Genomic DNA, 19,700 nt, shown 5'->3' with positions numbered 1-19,700 from the left:
CGCGAAAGCAGAGTGTCAGCCGCCACATGTATAGGCTGGCACACCGCATTCGCGAGCAAGCCCGCTCCCACATTTTGATCAGTGACTGGCGGGATAATCTGTGTGCAATTTGGCGAGCAACACATCCTTCTCTTCCCACAACCGGTTGATCCAGCCCTGGAACGCCAACCGATACTCCCCATCCTGCTCATAATTCTTGCCGATAAACTCGGCCGGAATCTGCACCTCTTCAAACTGCACGACAACGTCCTTCACATTCCCGCACAGCAAATCCCAATAACCGGGGCGCCCACCAGGATAGTGAATGGTCACGTTCACCAGCGACTTCAGCTGTTCACCCATGGCATCCAGCACAAAGGCAATGCCGCCGGCCTTGGGCTTGAGCAGGTAGCGAAACGGTGACTGTTGCTGTGCATGCTTGCCCGGGGTAAACCGCGTGCCTTCGGCAAAGTTGAAGATTCCCACCGGGTTGTGGCGAAACTTCGCGCAGGTCTTGCGGGTAGTTTCCAGGTCCTTGCCTTTCTTTTCCGGGTGCTTTTCCAGGTACGCCTTGGTGTAGCGCTTCATGAACGGGAAGCCCAGCGTCCACCACGCCAAGCCAATCACCGGGACCCAGATCAGCTCCTGCTTGAGGAAGAACTTCAGCGGGCGAATGCGCCGGTTGAGCACGTATTGCAGCACCATGATATCGACCCAGCTCTGGTGGTTGCTGGTCACCAGATATGAGTGTTCATAGTCCAGGCCTTCCAGGCCTTTCAGATGCCATCGGGTGCGCCGCACCAGGTTCATCCAGGCCTTGTTGTTGCTGATCCAGGCTTCGTGGGTCTGGTTCATCAGCCATTCGCTGAAGCGCTTGGCAAACGGCAGCGCCTTGAACAGCGCCACGATAAACAGGAACGAGCACAGCAGGATCGTGTTCAACGCCAGCAACAGCGAGGCGATCACCCCGCGCACGGCGGCAGGTAGAAAATCCAGCATTTAGACATCCATAGGTCGGTTGGCGGCTTGAATCGCGGTCAATGCGATGGTGTACACGATGTCGTCCACCTGCGCCCCACGGGGCAGGTCGTTCACCGGTTTGCGCAGGCCTTGCAGCATCGGGCCGAGGCTGACGCAATCGGCACTGCGTTGCACCGCCTTGTGGGTGGTGTTGCCGGTGTTGAGATCCGGGAACACGAACACCGTGGCCTTGCCCGCCACCAGGCTGTTGGGCGCCAGTTGCCGGGCCACGCTTTCGTTGGCGGCGGCGTCGTACTGCAACGGGCCGTCGATCAGCAGCGAGCTTTGGGCTTCGTGGGCGAGCAGGGTGGCTTCGCGGACCTTCTCGACCTCCTCGCCCGTGGCCGAATCACCGCTGGAGTAACTGATCATCGCCACCCGTGGCGTGATACCGAATGCGGCGGCCGAGTCGGCGCTTTGCAGGGCGATTTCCGCCAGCTCCGCCGCGCTGGGGTGCGGGTTCATCACGCAGTCGCCGTATACCAGCACTTGCTCGGGGAACAGCATGAAAAATACCGACGAGACCAGGGTGCAGCCCGGCGCGGTCTTGATCAGTTGGAGGGCCGGGCGAATGGTATTGGCAGTGGAGTGGATGACGCCGGAGACCAGGCCGTCCACTTCATCCAGAGCGAGCATCATGGTGGCGATCACCACGGTGTCTTCCAGTTGCTGCTCGGCCATCGGAGCGTTGAGGCTTTTGGTTTTGCGCAGGGCCACCATCGGCTCGACGTAGCGCTGGCGAATCAGGTCGGGGTCGAGAATCTCCAGGCCTTCGGGCAGCTCGATGCCATGGGCGCGGGCTACGGCTTCCACGTCGGCCGGCTTGGCCAACAGTACGCAACGGGCGATCCCGCGTGCCTGGCAGATGGCGGCGGCCTGCACGGTCAGCGGCTCGCTGCCTTCGGGCAACACGATGCGCTTGTTGGCCGCCTGGGCGCGCTGGATCAGTTGATAACGGAACACCGCCGGCGACAGGCGCATCTCCCGCGGCGTGCCGCAGCGTTGGTGCAGCCAGCGGGCGTCGAGGTGGCTGGCGACGAAATCGGTGATGATCTCCGCACGTTCGCGGTCATCAATCGGGATTTCCTTGTTCAGGCTGTTGAGCTGGTTGGCGGTGTCGTAGGAGCCAGTGCTCACCGACAGCACCGGCAAACCGGCCTGGAACGCGCCCCGGCACAGGTCCATGATCCGTGGGTCGGGCAGGGTGTCACTGGTCAGCAGCAGGCCGGCCAACGGCACGCCGTTGATGGCGGCCAGGCTGACAGCGAGGATGATGTCGTCGCGGTCGCCGGGGGTCACCACCAATACGCCGGGCTTGAGCAGCTCCACAGTGTTACGCATGGTGCGGGCGCAGATGATGATTTTGGTCATGCGCCGGGTTTCGTAGTCACCGGCGTTGAGGATCTGCGCGCCCATCAGGTCGGCCACGTCGCGGGTGCGCGGGGCGTTGAGTTCCGGCTGGTAGGGGATGCAGCCCAACAGGCGGAAATCGCCGCTGCGCAACAACGGCGAATGCTCTTTGAGCCGTGCCGAGAACGCCTCCATGCTTTCGTCGGTGCGCACTTTGTTGAGGATCACGCCCAACACTTTTGGATCTTTCGGGCCGCCGAACAGCTGGGCCTGCAATTCCACGCGGCCGGAGAGTTCGGTCAGCACTTCGTTTTCCGGGGCCGAGACCAGGATCACCTCGGCGTCCAGGCTCTTGGCCAGGTGCAGGTTGACCCGGGCCGCATAGCTGGCACTGCGGGTCGGCACCATGCCTTCGACGATCAGCACGTCCTTGCCCACGGCGGCTTGCTGGTAAAGGGTGATGATTTCTTCCAGCAGCTCGTCGAGCTGGCCGTCGCCGAGCATCCGTTCGACATGGGCCAGGCCCAGAGGCTGGGGCGGTTTCAGGCCGTGGGTGCGGGCCACCAGCTCGGTAGAGCGCTCGGGGCCGGTGTCGCCGGGGTGCGGCTGGGCAATCGGTTTGAAGAAGCCGACTTTCAGCCCGGCCCGTTCAAGGGTGCGCACCAGCCCAAGGCTGATGGAGGTCAGACCCACACCAAAATCGGTGGGCGCGATAAAAAAAGTCTGCATGCGAATTCTCTGGAGGTGCATGGCTTCGGTGGCGGCCTATGGCTGGCTGCCTACCGGGAATCAGGTGCCAAGGTTATCTTTATCTGAGCCTTGCGCACACCAGCCGCATGTAAAGGGCTTGTCTATTTTTTCAAGGCGTTGCGCCGGGTCCGTGACCCAGGCCCGGGATTGCCAGGGTGGCTGGTGGCGCAGGTGCTGGGTGTGGCCGCAGGAAAGCTCGACGACCCAGTGCCGGTCTTCGTCCTGGTGAAATCCGACGACCGTCGGGTCAGTTGTTCGACCCCGTCCGTCCGGGTTGTGTTCGCTTTCGGGCAAATCCTTGTTTAGACTTGTCCGTTCTTCATTCTTCTGCAAAAGGTCTCGCCCCATGCCGATCGCCGCCAATAAGGCTGTCTCCATTGACTATACCCTGACCAACGACGCTGGTGAGGTCATCGACAGTTCTGCCGGCGGCGCGCCGCTGGTCTACCTGCAAGGTGCAGGTAACATCATCCCGGGCCTGGAAAAGGCCCTGGAAGGCAAAGAGGTCGGTGACGAACTGACCGTTGCCGTAGAACCTGAAGATGCCTACGGCGAATACGCTGCCGAACTGGTCAGCACCCTGAGCCGCAGCATGTTCGAAGGTGTCGACGAGCTGGAAGTGGGCATGCAGTTCCACGCTTCCGCTCCGGACGGCCAGATGCAAATCGTCACCATCCGTGACCTGGACGGCGACGACGTGACCGTCGACGGCAACCACCCGCTGGCTGGCCAGCGCCTGAACTTCCAGGTGAAGATCGTCGCTATCCGTGACGCTTCCCAGGAAGAAGTGGCCCACGGCCACGTGCACGGCGAAGGTGGTCACCACCATTAATTGACTGAGCGACGCTCTGTCAGTTGGAAAAAGGCGCCTTCGGGCGCCTTTTTCATTTGGCGGCTATTCTTGCCGACTTGGCGGCTGTAATCTCGAATGGCCGTTACGAAGAACATGGGATATCTGGAGTTCGTCATGAGTGCTTTCCACGACCTTAAACTCAAAGCCCTGGATGGTCAGGAGCTGCCTCTGGCGCCCTTCAAGGGGCAAGTCGTGCTGGTGGTCAACGTCGCCTCCAAATGTGGGTTGACCCCACAGTACGCCGCGCTGGAAAACCTCTATCAGCAATACAAAGACCAGGGTTTCACCGTACTCGGGCTGCCGTGCAATCAATTTGCCGGGCAGGAACCGGGTACTGAAGAAGAAATCCAGGAATTCTGCAGCCTCAACTACGGCGTGACCTTTCCCCTGGGCAGCAAGCTTGAGGTGAATGGCCACGATCGCCACCAGCTGTATCGATTGCTGGCGGGCGAGGGCGCCGAATTTCCCGGGGACATCACCTGGAACTTCGAGAAATTCCTGTTGGGCAAGGACGGCCGGGTGCTGGCGCGTTTCTCGCCGCGTACACCGCCGGATGACCCCTCCATTATTCAGGCGATCGAAAAAGCATTGAGCTGATACTTTCAGCATTATCGAGTGAGTTTCTGTGGCAAGGGAGCTTCCTGTGGCAGGGAGTTTCCTATGGCAAGGGAGCTTGCTGTGGCAGGGAGTTTCCTATGGCAAGGGAGCTTGCTGTGGCGAGGGAGCTTGCTCCCGCTGGGCTGCGAAGCAGCCCATGCCCTCCCGCTTTTACCCCTTAATCACCCCAATCAATAGTGCTATCCAACACGCTGCACACTCCATATTATCCACATCATAAATTCCTTTCCGATGGAGTGCTCCCATGCCTGTCCAAGCTTTGTTCAAACCGTTCCAGCTCGGTGCACTGCAACTGCCCAGTCGCGTGGTCATGGCGCCGATGACCCGTTCCTTTTCTCCGGGTGGCGTGCCCAACTCCAAAGTGATCGAGTACTACCGCCGCCGCGCCGCCGCCGGTGTCGGCCTGATCATCACCGAAGGCACCGTGGTCGGCCACCCGGCTTCCAACGGCTACCCGAACGTCCCGCACTTCTACGGTGAAGCCGCCCTGGCCGGCTGGAAGAAAGTAGTCGACGCGGTACATGCCGAAGGCGGCAAGATCGTTCCGCAACTGTGGCATGTGGGCAGCGTGCGGCGCATCGGCACCGAGCCGGATGCCAGCGTGCCGGCTTACGGCCCCACCGAAAAACTCAAGGACGGCAATGTCGTCGTCCACGGCATGACCGTGGAAGACATCAAGGACGTGATCGCCGCGTTCGCCCAGGCTGCCAAGGATGCCCAGAGCATCGGCATGGACGGCGTTGAAATCCACGGCGCCCATGGCTACCTGGTGGACCAGTTCTTCTGGGAAGGCACCAACCAGCGCACCGACGAATACGGCGGCAGCCTGGCCAACCGTTCGCGTTTCGCCATCGAATTGATCCAGGCCGTCCGCGCCGCCGTGGGCCCGGACTTCCCGATCATCCTGCGTTTCTCCCAGTGGAAGCAGCAGGACTACACCGCGCGCCTGGTGCAAACCCCGGAAGCCTTGGGTGAATTCCTCAAGCCGCTGTCTGACGCCGGCGTGGATATTTTCCACTGCTCCACCCGCCGTTTCTGGGAGCCGGAATTCGAAGGCTCCGAGCTGAACCTGGCCGGCTGGACCCGCAAGCTCACCGGCAAGCCGACCATCACCGTGGGCAGCGTCGGCCTGGATGGCGAGTTCCTGCAGTTCATGGTCAACACCGATAAAGTGGCGCAACCCGCCAGCCTGGAAAAACTGCTGGAGCGCCTGAACAACGACGAGTTCGACCTGGTCGCTGTGGGCCGTGCGCTGCTGGTGGATCCGGATTGGGCGCTGAAGGTTCGCGAAGGCCGTGAAGGCGACATCCTGCCTTTCAGTCGTGAGGCGTTGACGACCCTCGTTTGACGCGCACACGTTTAACTGCGTGGCTGCAAAAAATGCCTGGAACCAGTTTCCAGGCATTTTTGCCAAGTTGCCTTGAGTTGTATTAAAACTTCAGCTGGTTTTTTTCCTGCTCCTGCTGCTTCTGCTGCTGCTGCAATGCAAGGAGGCCTGCTTGTTGATCGTCAGGCCGCTTGCCGCGAATACCCCCGTTCTCTAAGCCCGAAGGCGCAGGAGGCAGACTGAACGACGAAGGCTGGATGCTGTTGAGTGGCATCGACATGGGAGAACTCCACATATTTTATCTAAGAGTATTTGGGCTTTATGGCTGGTTCTTCCTATGACCCTGAACAACCGCCACTGATGTTGTGGCGTTCACCTGCGCACTAGTTCCCAACTGCAACTCGCAACATTCCCCCTCACGCAGCACTGAGTTGGCTTGTCTACTGGTCATTCAAGGGTGTTCGCTTGGGCAGATCAAAAATATCTACATCGAATACTAGACATTCATAGTGTTGCTGCTGACTTTGTACACACTCGATATGCCCCTGCATACATCCAGTAACTTGCTTTCAAACTGCTCAATAATTGCCGGCCAGCCCTGGCGACTGGCGTGTTGTCGGGCATTGAGCCTGACCCTGCGCAAACTTTCACGCTCCTCCAACAACCAGTTGGCGGCATCACAAAATGCCTCCTCGTCCCCAGGCATCGCCAGCACACCGTTGTAACCATGGCGAATATGCTGGGTTGCAGCTGCCTGGTCGTAAGCCACCACCCCCAGCCCTGCGGCCATGGCCTCTAACACTACATTGCCAAAGGTTTCGGTCAGGCTGGGGAACAGAAACAGATCCCCTGAGGCGTAGTGCCGAGCCAGCTCCTCATCGCGTCGGGTACCGCAAAAAATTGCCTGAGGCAGCGATTTCTCAAGCATTGTCCGTTGGGGGCCATCGCCGACAATGATCAGTTTCAACCGGCGCTGTGGGTAAGTGGTTTGCAGCGAGTCGAAGCAGCGCTTGAGCAGCCCGAGATTTTTTTCCTGGGCCAGGCGTCCGACGTGCAGCACGGCGATGTCTTCATCGCTCAGCCCCCACTGCTCGCGCAGGGCTGGGTCGCGTTTGGCCGGGTGAAACAGCTGGCTGTCGACACCGCGCGCGAGCATGCCCAGGCGCTCGAAATGGCGGCGCTCCAGCTCCAGTCGCTGGCTGGCGCTGGGCACCAGGGTCAGGGTCGAGCGGTTATGGAACCAGCGCAGATAGTGGGTCAGCACCCGGCTCAGCATGCCCAGGCCGTACTGGTTGGAATACTGCTGGAAGTTGGTGTGGAAGCCACTCACCACGCTGATCCCCAGGCGCCGCGCCGCCCGCAACGCCGACAAACCCAGCGGGCCTTCCGTGGCGATATACAACACATCCGGGCGCTGGCGGGTCCAGCGCCGCAACAGCTTGTGCATCGACGACTGGCCCCATTGCAGCCCCGGGTAGCCCGGCAGCGGCCAGCCGCGACAGAGCATCAGGCCGTCGTCGCTGGGCCGGCTCTGGTCGCTGCCCTGGCGCGGGCGAACCAGTTCGACTTGATGCCCGCGCGCGCGCAAACCGTCACACAGGCGGCCAAGGGTATTGGCCACCCCGTTGATCTCTGGCGGGAAGGTTTCGGTGATCAGGGTGATGTGGAGCGAAGCTGTCGTCATGACCCACAGTGTCGGCGTGGGCCATGTCGTCATTGTGTCTTTTGGATGATGGATTTGTGACGGCTCAGGCCTTTTTAATGGCCATGGCCTCGGCGCCTTGCTCACGCACCCAGAACAACGTCGCCCCGGCCACCGCTGCCGGCATCATCAGCAGGTTGACCACCGGCACCAGCAACACCAGGTAAACGATCCCGCCAAAACTCATGCTCTGCCAGCGCTTCTGGCGCAGCCAGGCGAGCATTTCGTTCCAGCCCAGCTTGTGGTTGTCGGCCGGGTAGTCGATGTACTGGATCGCCATCATCCACACACCAAACAGCAGCCACAGCGGTGCTGCCACCAGATTGACCACCGGGATGAACGACAGGATAAACAGGCCGATAGCCCGGGGCAGGAAGTAACCCAGTTTGCGCATTTCCCGGGCCAGGGTGCGCGGGACCATGGCCGCCAGTTCGCCCCAGCTGAACGCCGGGAAATCATCGGTGCCGCGCACCACCACTTCGACCTTTTCCGACAGAAAGCCGTTGAACGGCGCGGCGATAATGTTGGCAAGCATGGTGAAGGTGAAAAACACCATCAGCACCACCAGCACCACAAATAAAGGCCACAGCAGATAATTGAGGAAGCTCAGCCAGCTCGGCAGCGTCGGCATGAGTGTGTCGACCCACAGGCTGAACTGATGGCCGGCGAAGTAGATCAATCCGACGAACAGGATCAGGTTGATTGCCAGCGGCAGCAGCACAAACAGCCGCAGGCCGGGGCTGAGTACCAGTTTGAGACCTTCGCGCAGGTACTGTGGGCCTGAAAGAACGGGGGCGGGCATGGATAACTCCGGGCAATAGGGGCGAACGCGCCGACCTTACCGGCTTTGGGAGTACCGGGAAAGCACGGCCCGCATCGCGACATTAACGGTAACAAAGGTGTCGATTAATAGAGGGCATGGGATAGAGACCACCTATGAGCTGGATTGTTAATCCGTATTTCCTTAATCTTGCCTCCCTCTATACGCTGCACCCATTATTTTCAGGATCTGCGAGTTCAAGCCTTCCCCAAGTGCTTCGCGGTCCTTTTTTATTCCAGCCGTTCTGTAGTCCGGGCGGTCGATAGGAGTGAGTCATGTCTGATACCCGTCATTCGCGAGTGATTATTCTCGGTTCCGGCCCTGCCGGTTACAGCGCTGCCGTCTACGCTGCCCGGGCCAACCTCAAGCCGTTGCTGATCACCGGCATGCAAGCGGGCGGTCAGTTGACCACCACCACTGAAGTCGACAACTGGCCGGGCGACGTCCACGGCCTGACCGGCCCGGTGCTGATGGAGCGCATGAAAGAGCACGCCGAGCGTTTCGAAACCGAGATCGTGTTTGATCACATCAACAAGGTCGACTTCTCCAAGAAGCCTTACAGCCTGACCGGCGACAGCGGCGTGTACACCTGTGACGCGCTGATCATCGCCACCGGCGCCAGCGCTCGTTACCTGGGCCTGCCGTCGGAAGAAGCGTTCATGGGCAAGGGCGTTTCCGCCTGCGCAACCTGCGACGGTTTCTTCTACCGCAACAAGCCAGTGGCTGTGGTCGGTGGCGGCAACACCGCGGTGGAAGAAGCGCTGTACCTGGCCAACATCGCCAGCACCGTGACCCTGGTTCACCGCCGCGAGACCTTCCGCGCCGAGAAGATCCTGATCGACAAGCTGCATGCCCGCGTGGCCGAAGGCAAGATCATCCTCAAGCTCAACGCCACTCTGGATGAAGTCCTGGGCGACAACATGGGCGTGACCGGTGCTCGCCTGAAGAACAACGACGGCAGCTTCGACGAGCTGAAAGTCGACGGCGTGTTCATCGCCATCGGCCACACTCCGAACACCTCGTTGTTCGAAGGCGTGCTGGATGCCAAAGATGGTTACCTGATCGTGCAGGGCGGCCGTGAAGGCAATGCGACTGCCACCAACATCGAAGGTATCTTCGCTGCCGGTGACGTGGCCGACCACGTGTACCGCCAGGCGATCACCTCCGCCGGCGCCGGTTGCATGGCGGCCCTGGATGCCGAGCGTTACCTCGACGGTTTGAAGGACGCTTCGTTCTAAACCGCAGAAACAAAAAAACCGGCTGCGAGGCCGGTTTTTTTATGCACGGGATTTGATGATCACCGCAGTCCAAATGTGGGAGCGGGCTTGCTCGCGAAAGCGGTGTGTCAGTCACCCGATGTATTGACTGACACTCTGCTTTCGCGAGCAAGCCCGCTCCCACATTTTGATCTATGTCTGACTCAGGATTTGCGGGTCAGTGGCTGTGCGGCAAACTTCACACCCGCCAACCCATGCTCGATCAGCGCACGAATGTTGCCATGGTCACTGCCTTCAGGCGTGGCCAGCACCGAACGGTAATGCTCGCCAAACGCCAACAGCGCTTCCTGGTCGCTCAAGCCTTCCAGCAGCGCCAGGCCCAGGGTCTTGCACGAACCTTCGTTCTGCCCGGCGGCGTTTTCCACGCTGCCATTGGTGAACGCTTGTGGCTGGTAGTCGTAACCCGCAGCTACAAAGGCCAGGGTATCGGCAAAAACATGTTCGCCACTGTTGAGGCTGGCGCGCAGGGTGTTCAGGTCAGTCATGGGGTTTTCCTTTGGCGAATGCCGCTTGCTGTTCGGCACTGGCTTCTTGCTGGTATTGGGCTTTCCACTCGGCGTACGGCATGCCGTACACCACTTCACGGGCGTCATCGAGGCTCAGCTCGATCTGGCGCTCGTCGGCCTCGGCCTTGTACCACTTGGACAAGCAGTTGCGGCAGAAGCCCGAGAGGTTCATCAGGTCGATGTTCTGCACATCCTTGCGGCTGTCCAGGTGGGCCACCAGCCGGCGGAAGGCGGCGGCTTCGAGTTCGAGGCGTTGTTGATCGTTCATGATGCTCACTGCAAAGGTAAGGGTTAGCGACTGGCCGCCAGGGTAATCGACACCGATTCGGCAAAACGCAACGCATGGGGTTTGTCGACTTCGACTTCGGCGTACAGCACCGATGTATTGCTCATCACCAGGTCGAGGATCTCCTGGGTCAGGCGCTCCAGCAGGGCAAAGCGGTTGCCTTCCACATGGGCGATGATTGCCTTGGTGATGGTGCGGTAGTTCAGCGCGTGGTCGATGTCGTTGTCGCGCACGGCTTCCTGGGCGGCATACAGGATGGTCAGGTTGATCAACACATCCTGCTTGTTGAGGATTTCATCCTCGTTGATCCCGATAAACGTGCGCAGGCACAGGTCCTTGACCCGGATGCGCGCCATGCCTGGCTGAAGTTGTGGCATTGCTACTTGCTCCGTCCAATCAGTTGCAGGAACTCCATGCGCGTGGTGTTCGACTCGCGGAAGGCGCCGAGCATCACCGAGGTGTTCATGGTTGAATTCTGTTTTTCGACACCGCGCATCATCATGCACATGTGCCTGGCTTCGATCACCACCGCCACGCCGGCGGCCTGGGTCACCGTCTGGATGGCGTCGGCGATTTCCCGCGTGAGGTTTTCCTGGATCTGCAGGCGACGGGCGAACATGTCGACGATACGCGCCAGCTTCGACAGGCCGAGCACCTTGCCGGTCGGAATATAGGCCACATGGGCCTTGCCGATAAAGGGCAGCAGGTGATGCTCGCACAGCGAATACAGCTCGATGTCCTTGAGGATCACCATCTCGTCGTTGTCGGAGGCAAACAGCGCACCGTTGACGATTTCTTCCAGGTTCTGCTCGTAGCCGTGACACAGGTACTGCATGGCCTTGGCGGCACGCTTTGGCGTGTCGAGCAAACCCTCGCGCTCGGGGTCTTCACCCAGGCCCTTGAGGATCTCGCGGTAGTGGTGGGGCAGGGACAAAGTCATACAACATCCTCGCAAACGGCTTACTTGATATGCCGCCCGCCGTTGACGGTCAGGGTGGTACCGGTGACATACGGGTTATCCAGCAGGTAGCGCACGCTCTGGTAAATCACCTCGGGGCCGGGCTCGATGCCCAGTGCCGCCTTGGCCAGGACCTTGGCGCGGTAAGCCGCGTCGTCGCCCTCGTTGAACATCACCATTGCCGGGGCAATGCCGTTCACCTTGATATCCGGTGCAAGCTGCGCGGCAAACGACAAGGTCAGGCTGTCGAGCCCGGCCTTGGTGGCGCAGTAGGCAATGTGCTGGCGGCTGCCCTTGCGGGTCACGTCATCGCTGATGTGCACGATATCCGCAGGCGTGGAGCGTTGCAGCAGGTAAGCACAATGCAGGTTGATCAGGTACGGCGCAAGCATGTGCACGCTGAACATGTCGGTAAAGGCGCGGCTCTCGTCGCCGGGCGCTTCCGCTTCCCAGGCCGAGGCATTATGAATGATCGCCCGCAGGCTTTGGGTGTGCGTCTTCAGTTCGTCGATGAAGGCGAGAATACCGGTCTCGTTGGAGAAGTCGGCAAACACACCGATCGCACCGCGTTCGCGCAAGGCTTGCACGCCGGGACGTTCGCTGCGGTAGCTGAAAATCACTGGCTGCCCTTCGTCCAGCAGGCGCTGGGCGCAATGCAGGCCGACGCGCTGGCCGGCACCGGTGATCAGGATCGGGGCGGGTGTTGAAGACATGGGAGGCTCGAATCGCTGGCAGGCTAAAACTATACCAGCGAGCGGCCTCCCTTGTACTCAAGCAGCGGCTTCGGTGGCCTTTACCCGGGCTGGCGCCGGATGCAGCCAACCGGCCAGCAGGTGGGTCGACAACGGGATAAAGAAGTAAACCATCAATGGCGTGAGCGCGAGGGTGCTGACCAGCACACGGCTCAACAACCCCAACTCGCTGAGCAGCGGCTCAAGGCCGAAGTTGAACAGCAGCGACACCGGGAAAAATGCCAGCCAGATGGCCACGGCCTGCTTCCAGCGCGGCGGACGTGCGGCGGCGGCGCCAAACCAGCCGTCGATACCGCGTACGCGATGCTCCGACGGCGCAGCAAACAGCTCACTGCCACGCCCGAGCCATGCACCACGGGAGGCGGAAAACTCCCACGCATGCAGGGTTTTTTCGTCGGCGAAGCGGAAAATAATCTGGAACTCGTCATCGTTGGGCGGCGGTGCAAGCACGCCTGAACCCAGGTAACCGGGGAAGTCCGTGGCCAATTGCTCGCCTTCGCGCAGCCAGGCCATCAACTCTTCATAGCGACCCTTGGCCACGCGGCGCGCAACCATCAGGGTGACGGGGGAGGTAGACATTGTGTATCTCCATAAGGATCAGGTGCACTGGGCCGGGTAGGCGGCGCACGAACGAAGCTGCGGGGTAAGCAGCCACGTTGAAAAAACAGGCAAGGATTATTCCTGTTTTGCAGAAATACACCAGCGACATTGGTCGGCTTGTCGAAGACCTTGAATCGGACAGCTGTATGGGCGTTAAATGGGATCCAAGTTCCTGACAGTATATTGATGCCCTGATGTCTGTAATGACTGCTCCACGTCCCGAAATGGCCCTTGGCAACCCTGCCGATTCCGATGAGCTGTTTCCGATTCGCGAAGTCGCGAGATTGACAGGCATCAACCCTGTCACCTTGCGTGCCTGGGAACGGCGTTACGGGCTGATCCACCCGGTTCGCACCGAAAGTGGGCACCGCCTGTATTCGCGCACCGATATCGAGACCGTTCATCGCATTCTTGACTGGATCGAGCGTGGCGTGGCCGTGAGCAAGGTCGGCAAGATCCTCGCCCGCGACGATCATCAAGTCGAAGCGGCGGCTGCTTCGCCGGCAGGTGCAGAGCATGAATGGGCCCAATGGCAGGCGCAGTTGCGAACGGCCGTCGGTGCCTTCGACGACCGGCAACTGGACCGGTTGTATGGCCAGATTTTCGCTGCCTACCCGGTCGCGGTGGTGTTCCAGGACATCCTGATGCCCCTCTGGCAGCAACTGTTGCGACATCAGGGGTTGTTTGGACAAACCAGTGAATGGCTGTTTTTTGATGGATTTCTGCGCAGCCGAACCTGGAAACGCCTGCAGATAGGCTGTGCCTCAGCGGCGCCGCGGGTATTGCTGGCGGCCATTGCGGGGGAGTGCCGAGAGCTGGAGTTGTTGGTCGCAGGCCTGTTGATGAGCGGTGACGAGTTGGCGGTCAAGGTCCTGGCTGTGGGCCAGCCGATGGATGAATTGACCCTTGTCTGTGAAAAAACCAGGCCACAAGCCCTTGTGGTGTTCTCCAATCACTCGCCGGCCAATGGCTTGCCTCGGCGCCTTGAACGGCTGGCCCTGACCCTGGATTGCCCGCTGTTGCTGGCCGGCGATGCGGCGGAGTTGGCGCAGGAACAACTGGCGGGTTCATCCGTCGGCTGCCTGGGTAACGAAGGGCGATTGATGCAGCGCCGCTTGCAGCAGTTTCTGCGCGGTAACCTGGATACCTGACGTCAGGCGTGGACTTCGGGGTGAAAAAGGCGATGTTGCTGCAGGATAAACTGGCGCAGGCGCTCGGTCTCATCCACATCGTTCTGGCTCAGGCGGTAGGCGAACAATCCTCGGGCAGTTTCCCGTTCCAGCGTGCCCCGCACCGAAATGCGCTCGTACCCGGACGGACTGAACCACAGCGAAAAGGTTCTTGGCGCCTTGATCCGCCCGCGAATTTCCACCAGCAATCCCTTGAATGACACCTCATGCACCCACAGCGCACCGGGCTGGCCCTTGATGTTTTCCAGGGGTACCGGCTCTTCGAGCGCCAGGCGCCACGGGCGGATCATCGGCCCGTCTTCGAAAATACTCGGTACACCCAGCCGCAGATGCACGGCATGAAACTCGTCTTCCACCAATTGCAGCGGAAACGTCATTTGCTGGTTGTCGAATTGGGCCTGGAGGGTGACATGGTCATGGGCGGCCAGGCGGGTGAGCAGATCACGAATCTGCGCACCGCCATTGACCGTCAGGCTCGACGACGCGTCCCGCACATTGAGTTGCGGGTTATGGTGCATGGTCTGAATAAAATCCAGCTCGTCCTGCGTCAAAAGCGCGTCGCGTTGCATTGATCTTGCTCAAGAAAAAGGTATTAAAACGCCATTATCTCTTTAAAGACCGCGTTTTCTAGTTTTTGTTAGATCCGCTCGTCGCCTTGAGTGCCGCAAGCTCCGCCTTGAGGTCAGCCAACTGGGCTTCCAGTTGCGCGACACGCTGCTGGGCCTTGACCTGAACGGTCACATCCTTCTGCACACCGACAAAGTAGGTCTGCTTGTCGGCCGGGTTATAAACCGTCGATAACGACAGCTCGTTCCAGAAATGCGTGCCGTCCTTGCGGTAATTGCGCAGGATTTCCCGGCAGGCGCCGCCACTCTCCAGGGCTTCGCGAATCGCCATCAGCCCCGGCTGGTCACGATCGCCCGATTGCAGGAAGCGGCAGTCCTGATAGAGGATTTCGTCGAGGGTGTAGCCAGTCATGCGCTCGAAGGCCGGGTTCACATAAATCAGTGGCTTGTCCTTGCCTTCGCGCTCGGCGATAACGATGCCGTCGTTGGAAGCGTTGATCACCAGTTGCATCAGCTTGGCGTTAATCATTGAGCGGTCCATGGCTTGTAGTTGGAGTTTGCAGTTTAAGACATGCCGGCAGCCTGTCCATGGGCCCCAGCTGTTAATATCCCAGGCTTTTAGTCAGCTACAGGATCAGATTGATGAAAGTCGCCATCCTTTCCGGCTCGGTGTACGGCACGGCTGAAGAAGTCGCCCGTCATGCTGCAAGCATCCTCAACGCTGCCGGCTTCGACGCCTGGCACAACCCGCGGGCAACCCTCGCCGACGTACAGGGCTTTGCTCCGGAAGCCTTCCTGGCCGTGACTTCCACCACTGGCATGGGCGAACTGCCCGACAACCTGCAGCCGCTGTACTCGACCATTCGCGACCAACTGCCGGCCGCTTGGCGAGGCTTGCCCGGCGCGGTGATCGGCCTGGGCGACGCCAGCTATGGCGACACCTTCTGCGGCGGCGGCGAGCAAATGCGCGAGCTGTTTGCCGAGTTGGGCGTGCACGAAGTGCTGCCGATGCTGCGCCTGGACGCCAGCGAAAGCGTGACCCCGGAAGCCGACGCCGAGCCGTGGCTGGCCGAGTTGGTTACTGCACTGCGCGGTTGACCGGGAACTCGCGCAATAACGCCAGCCAGGCCTGGGCGGCTTTCGACAGGTAGGCACCCTCACGCCAGATAAAGGCAATGTCCCAGCGCAGGTAGTCCGGCGCCTTGAGCGTCAGGCGCACCACGCCGGGCCTTATCAGGCCCCGGGCTACTACGCTGGGCAGCAGCACCACGCCTTGGCCGGCGGCCACCAATGCGGCGAGAAAATCCGCCTGGCCACTGCGCCCGCTTTCCTTCGGGGTGAAGCCCAATTGCTGACAGGCCTGTAGCAGGCGGTCGTTCAACACAAAACTGCGCTGATACATCAGGAACGGCGTGTCAGCCAACTCCTCCAGGCGGATCTGCGCGTTATCGGCCAATGGATGGTCCATCGGCAGCAGGGCATCCAGCGGTTCATCGCAGAATGCCTGCCAGGCGAATGCCGGGTCGCTGGGCATCAGGCTGCCGCCCACTTCCAGCTCTCCGCTCAAGATCGCCTGCTCGATATTGCGGCTGCCGCCTTCCAGCAATTGAATGGTGACGTTCGGATAACGGCGGCGGTATTCGGCAAACAGCCCGGCGAACAACGTGTCACCGCCCAACTGCGGCAAGCCCATGCGCAACTCGCCACGGGTCAACTGATTCAAGTCATCCAGCTCACTGAGCAATTCGGTTTGCTGGCGCAGCATGGCCTCCGCCCGCTGCAGCACCACTTGTCCGGCAGCCGTCAGGCGAATCTGCGAACCCAGGCGATCCAGCAGCGGCGTGCCCAGGCTTTGCTCCAGTTGCGCCACCTGCTTGCTGACGGCGGACTGGCTGATGTGCAGGGTTTTGCCGGCCTGGGTAAAACCGCCGCGGTGGATCACTTCGACAAAGCTGCGCAGTTGTTTAAATTCCATCGACATGATTCCAGTTTGGAATAGCTTGCAGTCTAACAATTCGCTGTGGGGATGCCAGGGGCCTCTTTAAAATGGGAGCCCTGCGAGGACCCAAAGCTCATGAAACGTTTCACCTTCAATGTCGTCGGTCGGTTATTGACTGAACTGATTGTGCTGCTGGCCATATATTTTCTGGGCTGCCAATTGGCCGCCTGGCTGAGTTGGCCTATTCCCGGTGGTGTGATCGGCCTGGGCCTGTTGTTGCTGACCTTCGCCACCGGCCTGGTAAAACCGGCGGCTCTGCAACTGGGCGCCGGTGTACTGATGGCGGAGATGCTGCTGTTCTTTATTCCTGCCTTGATGAGCCTTTTGGACTACGGTGGCCTGGTAAAGCACGACGGCTGGCGAATCATGTTGGTCATCGGCTTCAGCACCTTGTCGGTGATGCTGGTGACTGCGTTTACCGTGGAATTCGTCTGCCGCTGGAAGCTGCGCCATGAAGCTTGAGCTGATGCCGATGTTCTGGCTGGCGCTGACCCTCGGTGCCTACGGCTTCAGCCGCTGGATCTACCGGCGCACCGGGCGCTACCTGCTGTCGCCGCTGATCCTGGTGCCGGCGCTGCTGCTGGCGGTGGCCGTGCCGATGAAAACCGCCTATGCCGAATACGCCACCGACACCCACTGGCTGATGCTGGTGCTGGGCCCGGTGACCGTGGCGTTCGCGATTCCGATCTGGCAACAGCGCCAATTGCTGGTGCGCCACTGGTCAGCGTTATTGCTGGGGATGGTCGCGGGCAGCGCGGCGTCCATCGCCACTTCGTATGGCCTGGCCAAGGCCCTCGCTCTCGACAGCTCGGTGACGATGTCGTTGGTGCCCCGTTCGATCACCACCCCGTTCGCGATGCCGGTGTCTTCCGACCTGGGCGGCGTGCCGGAACTGACGGCGGTGTTCGTGATGTTCACCGGGGTGTTTGGCGCCATGCTCGGCGGCGTACTGCTCAAGTGGTTACCGTTGCGCACGCCATTGGCCCGTGGCGCATTGTTTGGCGTGGGCGCTCATGGCGCGGGTGTCAGCCGGGCTCATGAGGTGGGCGGTGAGGAAGGCTCCGTGGCGGGCCTGGTAATGGTGCTGACCGGCTTGCTCAACCTGTTCGCCGCGCCTTTATTGGCGTCGCTTCTCTGACACGCGCAGAACAAAATCGAACTATCCTCAGGACTGACCCGTTCGGTCATCAAGCTGGCTGCCAATGCAACTACGGCGGCCTCGAGGTCTGACTAGACTGCCTCTTCACTCAAAAAAACAATAATAAGCGCGCCAAGGAGGTCATTGCCGTGAGCCTAGCCACTGTTCAATCGACACACAGTGTAAAAGACCAGGTCAGCGCGGCCGAATGGCAGGCCCGCGTCGACCTCGCCGCGTGCTATCGCCTGGTGGCGATGCATGGTTGGGACGACCTGATTTTCACCCACATCTCGGCCAAGGTGCCGGGCACCGAAGACTTCCTGATCAACCCCTACGGGCTGATGTTCCACGAGATCACCGCGTCGAGCCTGGTGAAGGTCGATCAGGCCGGCAACAAGCTGATGGACAGTCCCTACGAGGTCAACCCTGCCGGGTACACCATTCACAGTGCGGTGCACGAAGTGCGGCACGATGTGGTCTGCGTGCTGCACACCCACACCGCCTCCGGCATTGCCGTCTCCGCGCAGAAACAGGGCGTGCTGCCCATCAGCCAGCAATCGTTGTTCGTGTTGTCCAGCCTGGCCTATCACGCCTACGAAGGTGTGGCGCTGAACCACGAGGAAAAGGCCCGCTTGCAGGCCGACCTTGGCGAAAACAATTTCCTGATGCTGCACAACCACGGTTTGCTGACTTGTGGTGGGAGCATCGCCGATACGTTCCTGATGATGTTCATCTTCCAGCGCACCTGCGATATCCAGGTGATGGCGCAGAATGGTGGCGCTGAACTGATCAGCATTGCGCCGCAGATATTGGCCGGTGCCCGGGCGATGATCGCTGGGGTCACCAAAAGCGCTCAGGGCATGGGCGGCGCGCTGGCGTGGCCGGCGTTGCTGCGCAAACTCGATGCACTCGACACCGGGTATAAAAGCTGATGCCACTCGCCGAGATCCCGCTGCGCATCTGGCGCCAGCGTGCCCAGAGCTTTGAGTTTCGCGGCCGCACCATTCGGTACTGGGTGGCGGGGCAGGGCGAGCCGTTGCTGCTGATCCATGGTTTTCCCACGGCCAGTTGGGATTGGCATTACCTCTGGCAGCCGTTGGCCCAGCGCTATCAAGTGATTGCCTGCGACATGCTGGGGTTTGGCGATTCGGCCAAGCCGCTGGACCACACCTATTGCCTGCTGGAGCAGGCGGACTTGCAACAGGCGTTGCTGGAGCATCTTTGGGTGCAGCAGCCGGTGCATGTGCTGGCTCATGATTACGGTGACAGTGTTGCGCAGGAATTGTTGGCGCGGCATTACGAAGGGCGGTTTCAGATGGCCAGTGGTGTGTTTCTCAACGGTGGGTTGTTTCCGGAGACGCATCGTCCGGCGTTGGTGCAGAAGCTGTTGCTGAGCCCGTTGGGGTGGATGATCGGGCGGGCGTTTGGGCGTAATGCGCTGGCCAATAGTTTCGGGCAGATTTTCGGGCCTTCGACCCGGCCCAGTGAAAGTGCGCTGGATGATTTCTGGAGCCTGATCGAGAGCCAGGATGGGCCGCGGATTTTGCACAAGTTAATTGCGTATATTCCTCAGCGTCGGCGGCAGCGGGATCGATGGGTGGCAGCGATGCAGCGGGGGGAGGTGCCGTTGCGGGTGATCGATGGGGAGGTTGATCCGATTTCTGGGGGGCATATGGTTCAGCGGTATCGTGAACTGGTGCCGCATGCGGATACGGTGTTGCTGGCGAATATTGGGCACTATCCGCAGATTGAGGCGCCGGTGCAGGTGTTGAAGCATTATCTGGCGTTTCGGGAGGGGCTTGGGGTGGGGGCTTCTCGGGTGGCTTATTCTTGATTGGGGTTGAGTACATATCCGTTATTTAGGTAACGGCGGCTTATGGTTCCGCTCTTACAGCGGCTCACTTTGGAAAAGCCCCAAAGTAAGCAAAGGGCTCTGCCCCGCCTGTCGGCACCTCGCCTAGGCTCGGTGTTCCCTCACTCCGGCATTGCTCCGCGGGCCGCCGCGACGG

At 60.4% G+C, this 19,700-nt stretch carries 25 protein-coding genes; 10 read left to right on the top strand and 15 right to left on the bottom strand.

From position 1 onward, the window contains the following. Positions 1 to 78 precede the first annotated feature (78 nt). The 3 genes from HX814_RS25895 to HX814_RS25885 are packed head-to-tail and all read right to left on the bottom strand — an operon-like array spanning position 79 to position 3,477. The gene (locus tag HX814_RS25895; RefSeq protein WP_003208452.1) at positions 79 to 978 is read right to left on the bottom strand and encodes an acyltransferase; all 900 of its coding nucleotides are present in this window, start codon (positions 976 to 978) and stop codon (positions 79 to 81) included. Beyond that, positions 979 to 3,078, bottom strand: coding sequence for a phosphate acetyltransferase (gene pta / locus HX814_RS25890; protein ID WP_003208454.1), 2,100 nt, complete (start codon positions 3,076 to 3,078; stop codon positions 979 to 981). A 60-nt stretch (positions 3,079 to 3,138) separates the two neighbouring features. Beyond that, a complete protein-coding gene (locus HX814_RS25885) occupies positions 3,139 to 3,477 on the bottom strand; it encodes a DUF3565 domain-containing protein (protein WP_003208456.1) in 339 nt (112 codons plus the stop codon). On the opposite strand from HX814_RS25885, the gene HX814_RS25880 reads away from it, so the two are divergent. The 3 genes from HX814_RS25880 to HX814_RS25870 all read left to right on the top strand — a co-directional run bounded on the left by HX814_RS25880 (position 3,446) and on the right by HX814_RS25870 (position 5,918). Then, positions 3,446 to 3,931 (top strand): peptidylprolyl isomerase, encoded by a 486-nt coding sequence (locus HX814_RS25880; protein ID WP_003208457.1) that lies wholly within the window; start codon positions 3,446 to 3,448, stop codon positions 3,929 to 3,931. The two genes, HX814_RS25885 and HX814_RS25880, sit on opposite strands and share 32 nt — an antisense overlap. 135 nt (positions 3,932 to 4,066) lie before the next feature. Further along, complete coding sequence (locus HX814_RS25875) at positions 4,067 to 4,549, top strand: glutathione peroxidase (protein WP_003208462.1); 483 nt, start codon at positions 4,067 to 4,069, stop codon at positions 4,547 to 4,549. 265 nt (positions 4,550 to 4,814) lie between these two features. Further along, positions 4,815 to 5,918 carry an NADH:flavin oxidoreductase gene (locus tag HX814_RS25870; protein ID WP_177010043.1) on the top strand — a complete coding sequence of 368 codons (1,104 nt, stop codon included), beginning with the start codon at positions 4,815 to 4,817 and terminating at the stop codon, positions 5,916 to 5,918. An 82-nt stretch (positions 5,919 to 6,000) separates the two neighbouring features. Here HX814_RS25870 and HX814_RS25865 read toward each other — a convergent pair whose 3' ends face one another. The 3 genes from HX814_RS25865 to cysZ all read right to left on the bottom strand — a co-directional run bounded on the left by HX814_RS25865 (position 6,001) and on the right by cysZ (position 8,401). Next, positions 6,001 to 6,177, bottom strand: coding sequence for a hypothetical protein (locus HX814_RS25865; protein WP_177010042.1), 177 nt, complete (start codon positions 6,175 to 6,177; stop codon positions 6,001 to 6,003). Between the two features lie 216 nt (positions 6,178 to 6,393). Further along, complete coding sequence (locus tag HX814_RS25860) at positions 6,394 to 7,581, bottom strand: glycosyltransferase family 1 protein (protein ID WP_102368138.1); 1,188 nt, start codon at positions 7,579 to 7,581, stop codon at positions 6,394 to 6,396. A gap of 64 nt (positions 7,582 to 7,645) precedes the next feature. After that, complete coding sequence (gene cysZ / locus HX814_RS25855) at positions 7,646 to 8,401, bottom strand: sulfate transporter CysZ (protein WP_003208468.1); 756 nt, start codon at positions 8,399 to 8,401, stop codon at positions 7,646 to 7,648. 293 nt (positions 8,402 to 8,694) lie between these two features. Between cysZ and trxB the strand changes: the two genes are divergently transcribed. Further along, a complete protein-coding gene (gene trxB / locus HX814_RS25850; protein ID WP_003208470.1) occupies positions 8,695 to 9,657 on the top strand; it encodes a thioredoxin-disulfide reductase in 963 nt (320 codons plus the stop codon). 182 nt (positions 9,658 to 9,839) lie between these two features. Here trxB and HX814_RS25845 read toward each other — a convergent pair whose 3' ends face one another. From HX814_RS25845 to HX814_RS25820, 6 genes are read right to left on the bottom strand one after another with little or no spacing between them, the layout of a single operon-like run. Beyond that, complete coding sequence (locus HX814_RS25845; protein ID WP_008432300.1) at positions 9,840 to 10,181, bottom strand: HopJ type III effector protein; 342 nt, start codon at positions 10,179 to 10,181, stop codon at positions 9,840 to 9,842. Further along, positions 10,174 to 10,470, bottom strand: coding sequence for a DUF1244 domain-containing protein (locus HX814_RS25840; RefSeq protein ID WP_003208473.1), 297 nt, complete (start codon positions 10,468 to 10,470; stop codon positions 10,174 to 10,176). The genes HX814_RS25845 and HX814_RS25840 overlap by 8 nt, the downstream gene beginning before the upstream one ends. A 23-nt stretch (positions 10,471 to 10,493) precedes the next feature. Further along, entirely contained in the window at positions 10,494 to 10,865 is a 372-nt protein-coding gene (gene folX / locus HX814_RS25835; protein WP_003208474.1) for a dihydroneopterin triphosphate 2'-epimerase, read from the bottom strand. 2 nt (positions 10,866 to 10,867) lie between these two features. Further along, positions 10,868 to 11,428 carry a GTP cyclohydrolase I FolE gene (gene folE, locus HX814_RS25830; protein WP_010176988.1) on the bottom strand — a complete coding sequence of 187 codons (561 nt, stop codon included), beginning with the start codon at positions 11,426 to 11,428 and terminating at the stop codon, positions 10,868 to 10,870. A 20-nt stretch (positions 11,429 to 11,448) separates the two neighbouring features. Further along, a complete protein-coding gene (folM, locus tag HX814_RS25825; RefSeq protein WP_008432306.1) occupies positions 11,449 to 12,159 on the bottom strand; it encodes a dihydromonapterin reductase in 711 nt (236 codons plus the stop codon). 57 nt (positions 12,160 to 12,216) lie between these two features. Further along, positions 12,217 to 12,777, bottom strand: a complete 561-nt coding sequence (locus HX814_RS25820; protein WP_008432309.1) for an antibiotic biosynthesis monooxygenase — start codon at positions 12,775 to 12,777, stop codon at positions 12,217 to 12,219. Positions 12,778 to 12,992: 215 nt separating this feature from the next. Between HX814_RS25820 and HX814_RS25815 the strand changes: the two genes are divergently transcribed. Then, positions 12,993 to 13,949, top strand: a complete 957-nt coding sequence (locus HX814_RS25815; protein WP_043225723.1) for a MerR family transcriptional regulator — start codon at positions 12,993 to 12,995, stop codon at positions 13,947 to 13,949. Positions 13,950 to 13,951: 2 nt separating this feature from the next. Here the strand turns inward: HX814_RS25815 and HX814_RS25810 are convergent, their stop codons facing one another. Together HX814_RS25810 and HX814_RS25805 are read right to left on the bottom strand one after the other, a co-directional pair. Further along, on the bottom strand, positions 13,952 to 14,557 hold the full coding sequence (locus tag HX814_RS25810) for a hypothetical protein (RefSeq protein WP_003208483.1): 606 nt from the start codon (positions 14,555 to 14,557) through the stop codon (positions 13,952 to 13,954). A 58-nt stretch (positions 14,558 to 14,615) separates the two neighbouring features. Next, entirely contained in the window at positions 14,616 to 15,083 is a 468-nt protein-coding gene (locus HX814_RS25805; RefSeq protein WP_003208484.1) for a PAS domain-containing protein, read from the bottom strand. Positions 15,084 to 15,196: 113 nt separating this feature from the next. On the opposite strand from HX814_RS25805, the gene HX814_RS25800 reads away from it, so the two are divergent. Continuing rightward, positions 15,197 to 15,652, top strand: a complete 456-nt coding sequence (locus HX814_RS25800; protein ID WP_003208486.1) for a flavodoxin — start codon at positions 15,197 to 15,199, stop codon at positions 15,650 to 15,652. Here the strand turns inward: HX814_RS25800 and HX814_RS25795 are convergent. Further along, positions 15,633 to 16,529: a LysR family transcriptional regulator gene (locus HX814_RS25795; RefSeq protein ID WP_003208487.1), complete on the bottom strand. Its 897-nt coding sequence runs from the start codon at positions 16,527 to 16,529 to the stop codon at positions 15,633 to 15,635. The two genes, HX814_RS25800 and HX814_RS25795, sit on opposite strands and share 20 nt — an antisense overlap. Before the next feature lie 99 nt (positions 16,530 to 16,628). On the opposite strand from HX814_RS25795, the gene HX814_RS25790 reads away from it, so the two are divergent. The 4 genes from HX814_RS25790 to HX814_RS25775 all read left to right on the top strand — a co-directional run bounded on the left by HX814_RS25790 (position 16,629) and on the right by HX814_RS25775 (position 19,525). Further along, positions 16,629 to 17,015 carry a CidA/LrgA family protein gene (locus HX814_RS25790; protein WP_177010041.1) on the top strand — a complete coding sequence of 129 codons (387 nt, stop codon included), beginning with the start codon at positions 16,629 to 16,631 and terminating at the stop codon, positions 17,013 to 17,015. Continuing rightward, a complete protein-coding gene (locus HX814_RS25785) occupies positions 17,005 to 17,691 on the top strand; it encodes an LrgB family protein (protein ID WP_003208490.1) in 687 nt (228 codons plus the stop codon). Before HX814_RS25790 ends, HX814_RS25785 begins: the two co-directional genes overlap by 11 nt. 149 nt (positions 17,692 to 17,840) lie before the next feature. After that, a complete protein-coding gene (locus HX814_RS25780) occupies positions 17,841 to 18,623 on the top strand; it encodes a class II aldolase/adducin family protein (protein WP_102368141.1) in 783 nt (260 codons plus the stop codon). Then, positions 18,623 to 19,525 carry an alpha/beta fold hydrolase gene (locus HX814_RS25775; protein ID WP_017476031.1) on the top strand — a complete coding sequence of 301 codons (903 nt, stop codon included), beginning with the start codon at positions 18,623 to 18,625 and terminating at the stop codon, positions 19,523 to 19,525. Before HX814_RS25780 ends, HX814_RS25775 begins: the two co-directional genes overlap by 1 nt. Positions 19,526 to 19,700 lie beyond the last annotated feature (175 nt).

The sequence above is a fragment of the Pseudomonas sp. C8002 genome, assembly GCF_013385765.1.
In the GTDB taxonomy this organism is placed as follows: Bacteria; Pseudomonadota; Gammaproteobacteria; order Pseudomonadales; family Pseudomonadaceae; genus Aquipseudomonas.
The sequence above is the reverse complement of the archived record's forward strand: the minus strand, read 5'-3'. Positions and strand labels throughout refer to the sequence as shown.

Bases quoted from the DNA above. Each gene is read 5' to 3' on its own strand.
- HX814_RS25895 (WP_003208452.1), bottom strand. From the start codon at position 978: ATGCTGGATTTTCTACCTGCCGCCGTGCGCGGGGTGATCGCCTCGCTG.
- pta (WP_003208454.1), bottom strand. From the start codon at position 3,078: ATGCAGACTTTTTTTATCGCGCCCACCGATTTTGGTGTGGGTCTGACC.
- HX814_RS25880 (WP_003208457.1), top strand. From the start codon at position 3,446: ATGCCGATCGCCGCCAATAAGGCTGTCTCCATTGACTATACCCTGACC.
- HX814_RS25885 (WP_003208456.1), bottom strand. From the start codon at position 3,477: ATGGAGACAGCCTTATTGGCGGCGATCGGCATGGGGCGAGACCTTTTG.
- HX814_RS25875 (WP_003208462.1), top strand. From the start codon at position 4,067: ATGAGTGCTTTCCACGACCTTAAACTCAAAGCCCTGGATGGTCAGGAG.
- HX814_RS25870 (WP_177010043.1), top strand. From the start codon at position 4,815: ATGCCTGTCCAAGCTTTGTTCAAACCGTTCCAGCTCGGTGCACTGCAA.
- HX814_RS25865 (WP_177010042.1), bottom strand. From the start codon at position 6,177: ATGTCGATGCCACTCAACAGCATCCAGCCTTCGTCGTTCAGTCTGCCT.
- HX814_RS25860 (WP_102368138.1), bottom strand. From the start codon at position 7,581: ATGACGACAGCTTCGCTCCACATCACCCTGATCACCGAAACCTTCCCG.
- cysZ (WP_003208468.1), bottom strand. From the start codon at position 8,401: ATGCCCGCCCCCGTTCTTTCAGGCCCACAGTACCTGCGCGAAGGTCTC.
- trxB (WP_003208470.1), top strand. From the start codon at position 8,695: ATGTCTGATACCCGTCATTCGCGAGTGATTATTCTCGGTTCCGGCCCT.
- HX814_RS25845 (WP_008432300.1), bottom strand. From the start codon at position 10,181: ATGACTGACCTGAACACCCTGCGCGCCAGCCTCAACAGTGGCGAACAT.
- HX814_RS25840 (WP_003208473.1), bottom strand. From the start codon at position 10,470: ATGAACGATCAACAACGCCTCGAACTCGAAGCCGCCGCCTTCCGCCGG.
- folX (WP_003208474.1), bottom strand. From the start codon at position 10,865: ATGCCACAACTTCAGCCAGGCATGGCGCGCATCCGGGTCAAGGACCTG.
- folE (WP_010176988.1), bottom strand. From the start codon at position 11,428: ATGACTTTGTCCCTGCCCCACCACTACCGCGAGATCCTCAAGGGCCTG.
- folM (WP_008432306.1), bottom strand. From the start codon at position 12,159: ATGTCTTCAACACCCGCCCCGATCCTGATCACCGGTGCCGGCCAGCGC.
- HX814_RS25820 (WP_008432309.1), bottom strand. From the start codon at position 12,777: ATGTCTACCTCCCCCGTCACCCTGATGGTTGCGCGCCGCGTGGCCAAG.
- HX814_RS25815 (WP_043225723.1), top strand. From the start codon at position 12,993: ATGTCTGTAATGACTGCTCCACGTCCCGAAATGGCCCTTGGCAACCCT.
- HX814_RS25810 (WP_003208483.1), bottom strand. From the start codon at position 14,557: ATGCAACGCGACGCGCTTTTGACGCAGGACGAGCTGGATTTTATTCAG.
- HX814_RS25805 (WP_003208484.1), bottom strand. From the start codon at position 15,083: ATGATTAACGCCAAGCTGATGCAACTGGTGATCAACGCTTCCAACGAC.
- HX814_RS25800 (WP_003208486.1), top strand. From the start codon at position 15,197: ATGAAAGTCGCCATCCTTTCCGGCTCGGTGTACGGCACGGCTGAAGAA.
- HX814_RS25795 (WP_003208487.1), bottom strand. From the start codon at position 16,529: ATGGAATTTAAACAACTGCGCAGCTTTGTCGAAGTGATCCACCGCGGC.
- HX814_RS25790 (WP_177010041.1), top strand. From the start codon at position 16,629: ATGAAACGTTTCACCTTCAATGTCGTCGGTCGGTTATTGACTGAACTG.
- HX814_RS25785 (WP_003208490.1), top strand. From the start codon at position 17,005: ATGAAGCTTGAGCTGATGCCGATGTTCTGGCTGGCGCTGACCCTCGGT.
- HX814_RS25775 (WP_017476031.1), top strand. From the start codon at position 18,623: ATGCCACTCGCCGAGATCCCGCTGCGCATCTGGCGCCAGCGTGCCCAG.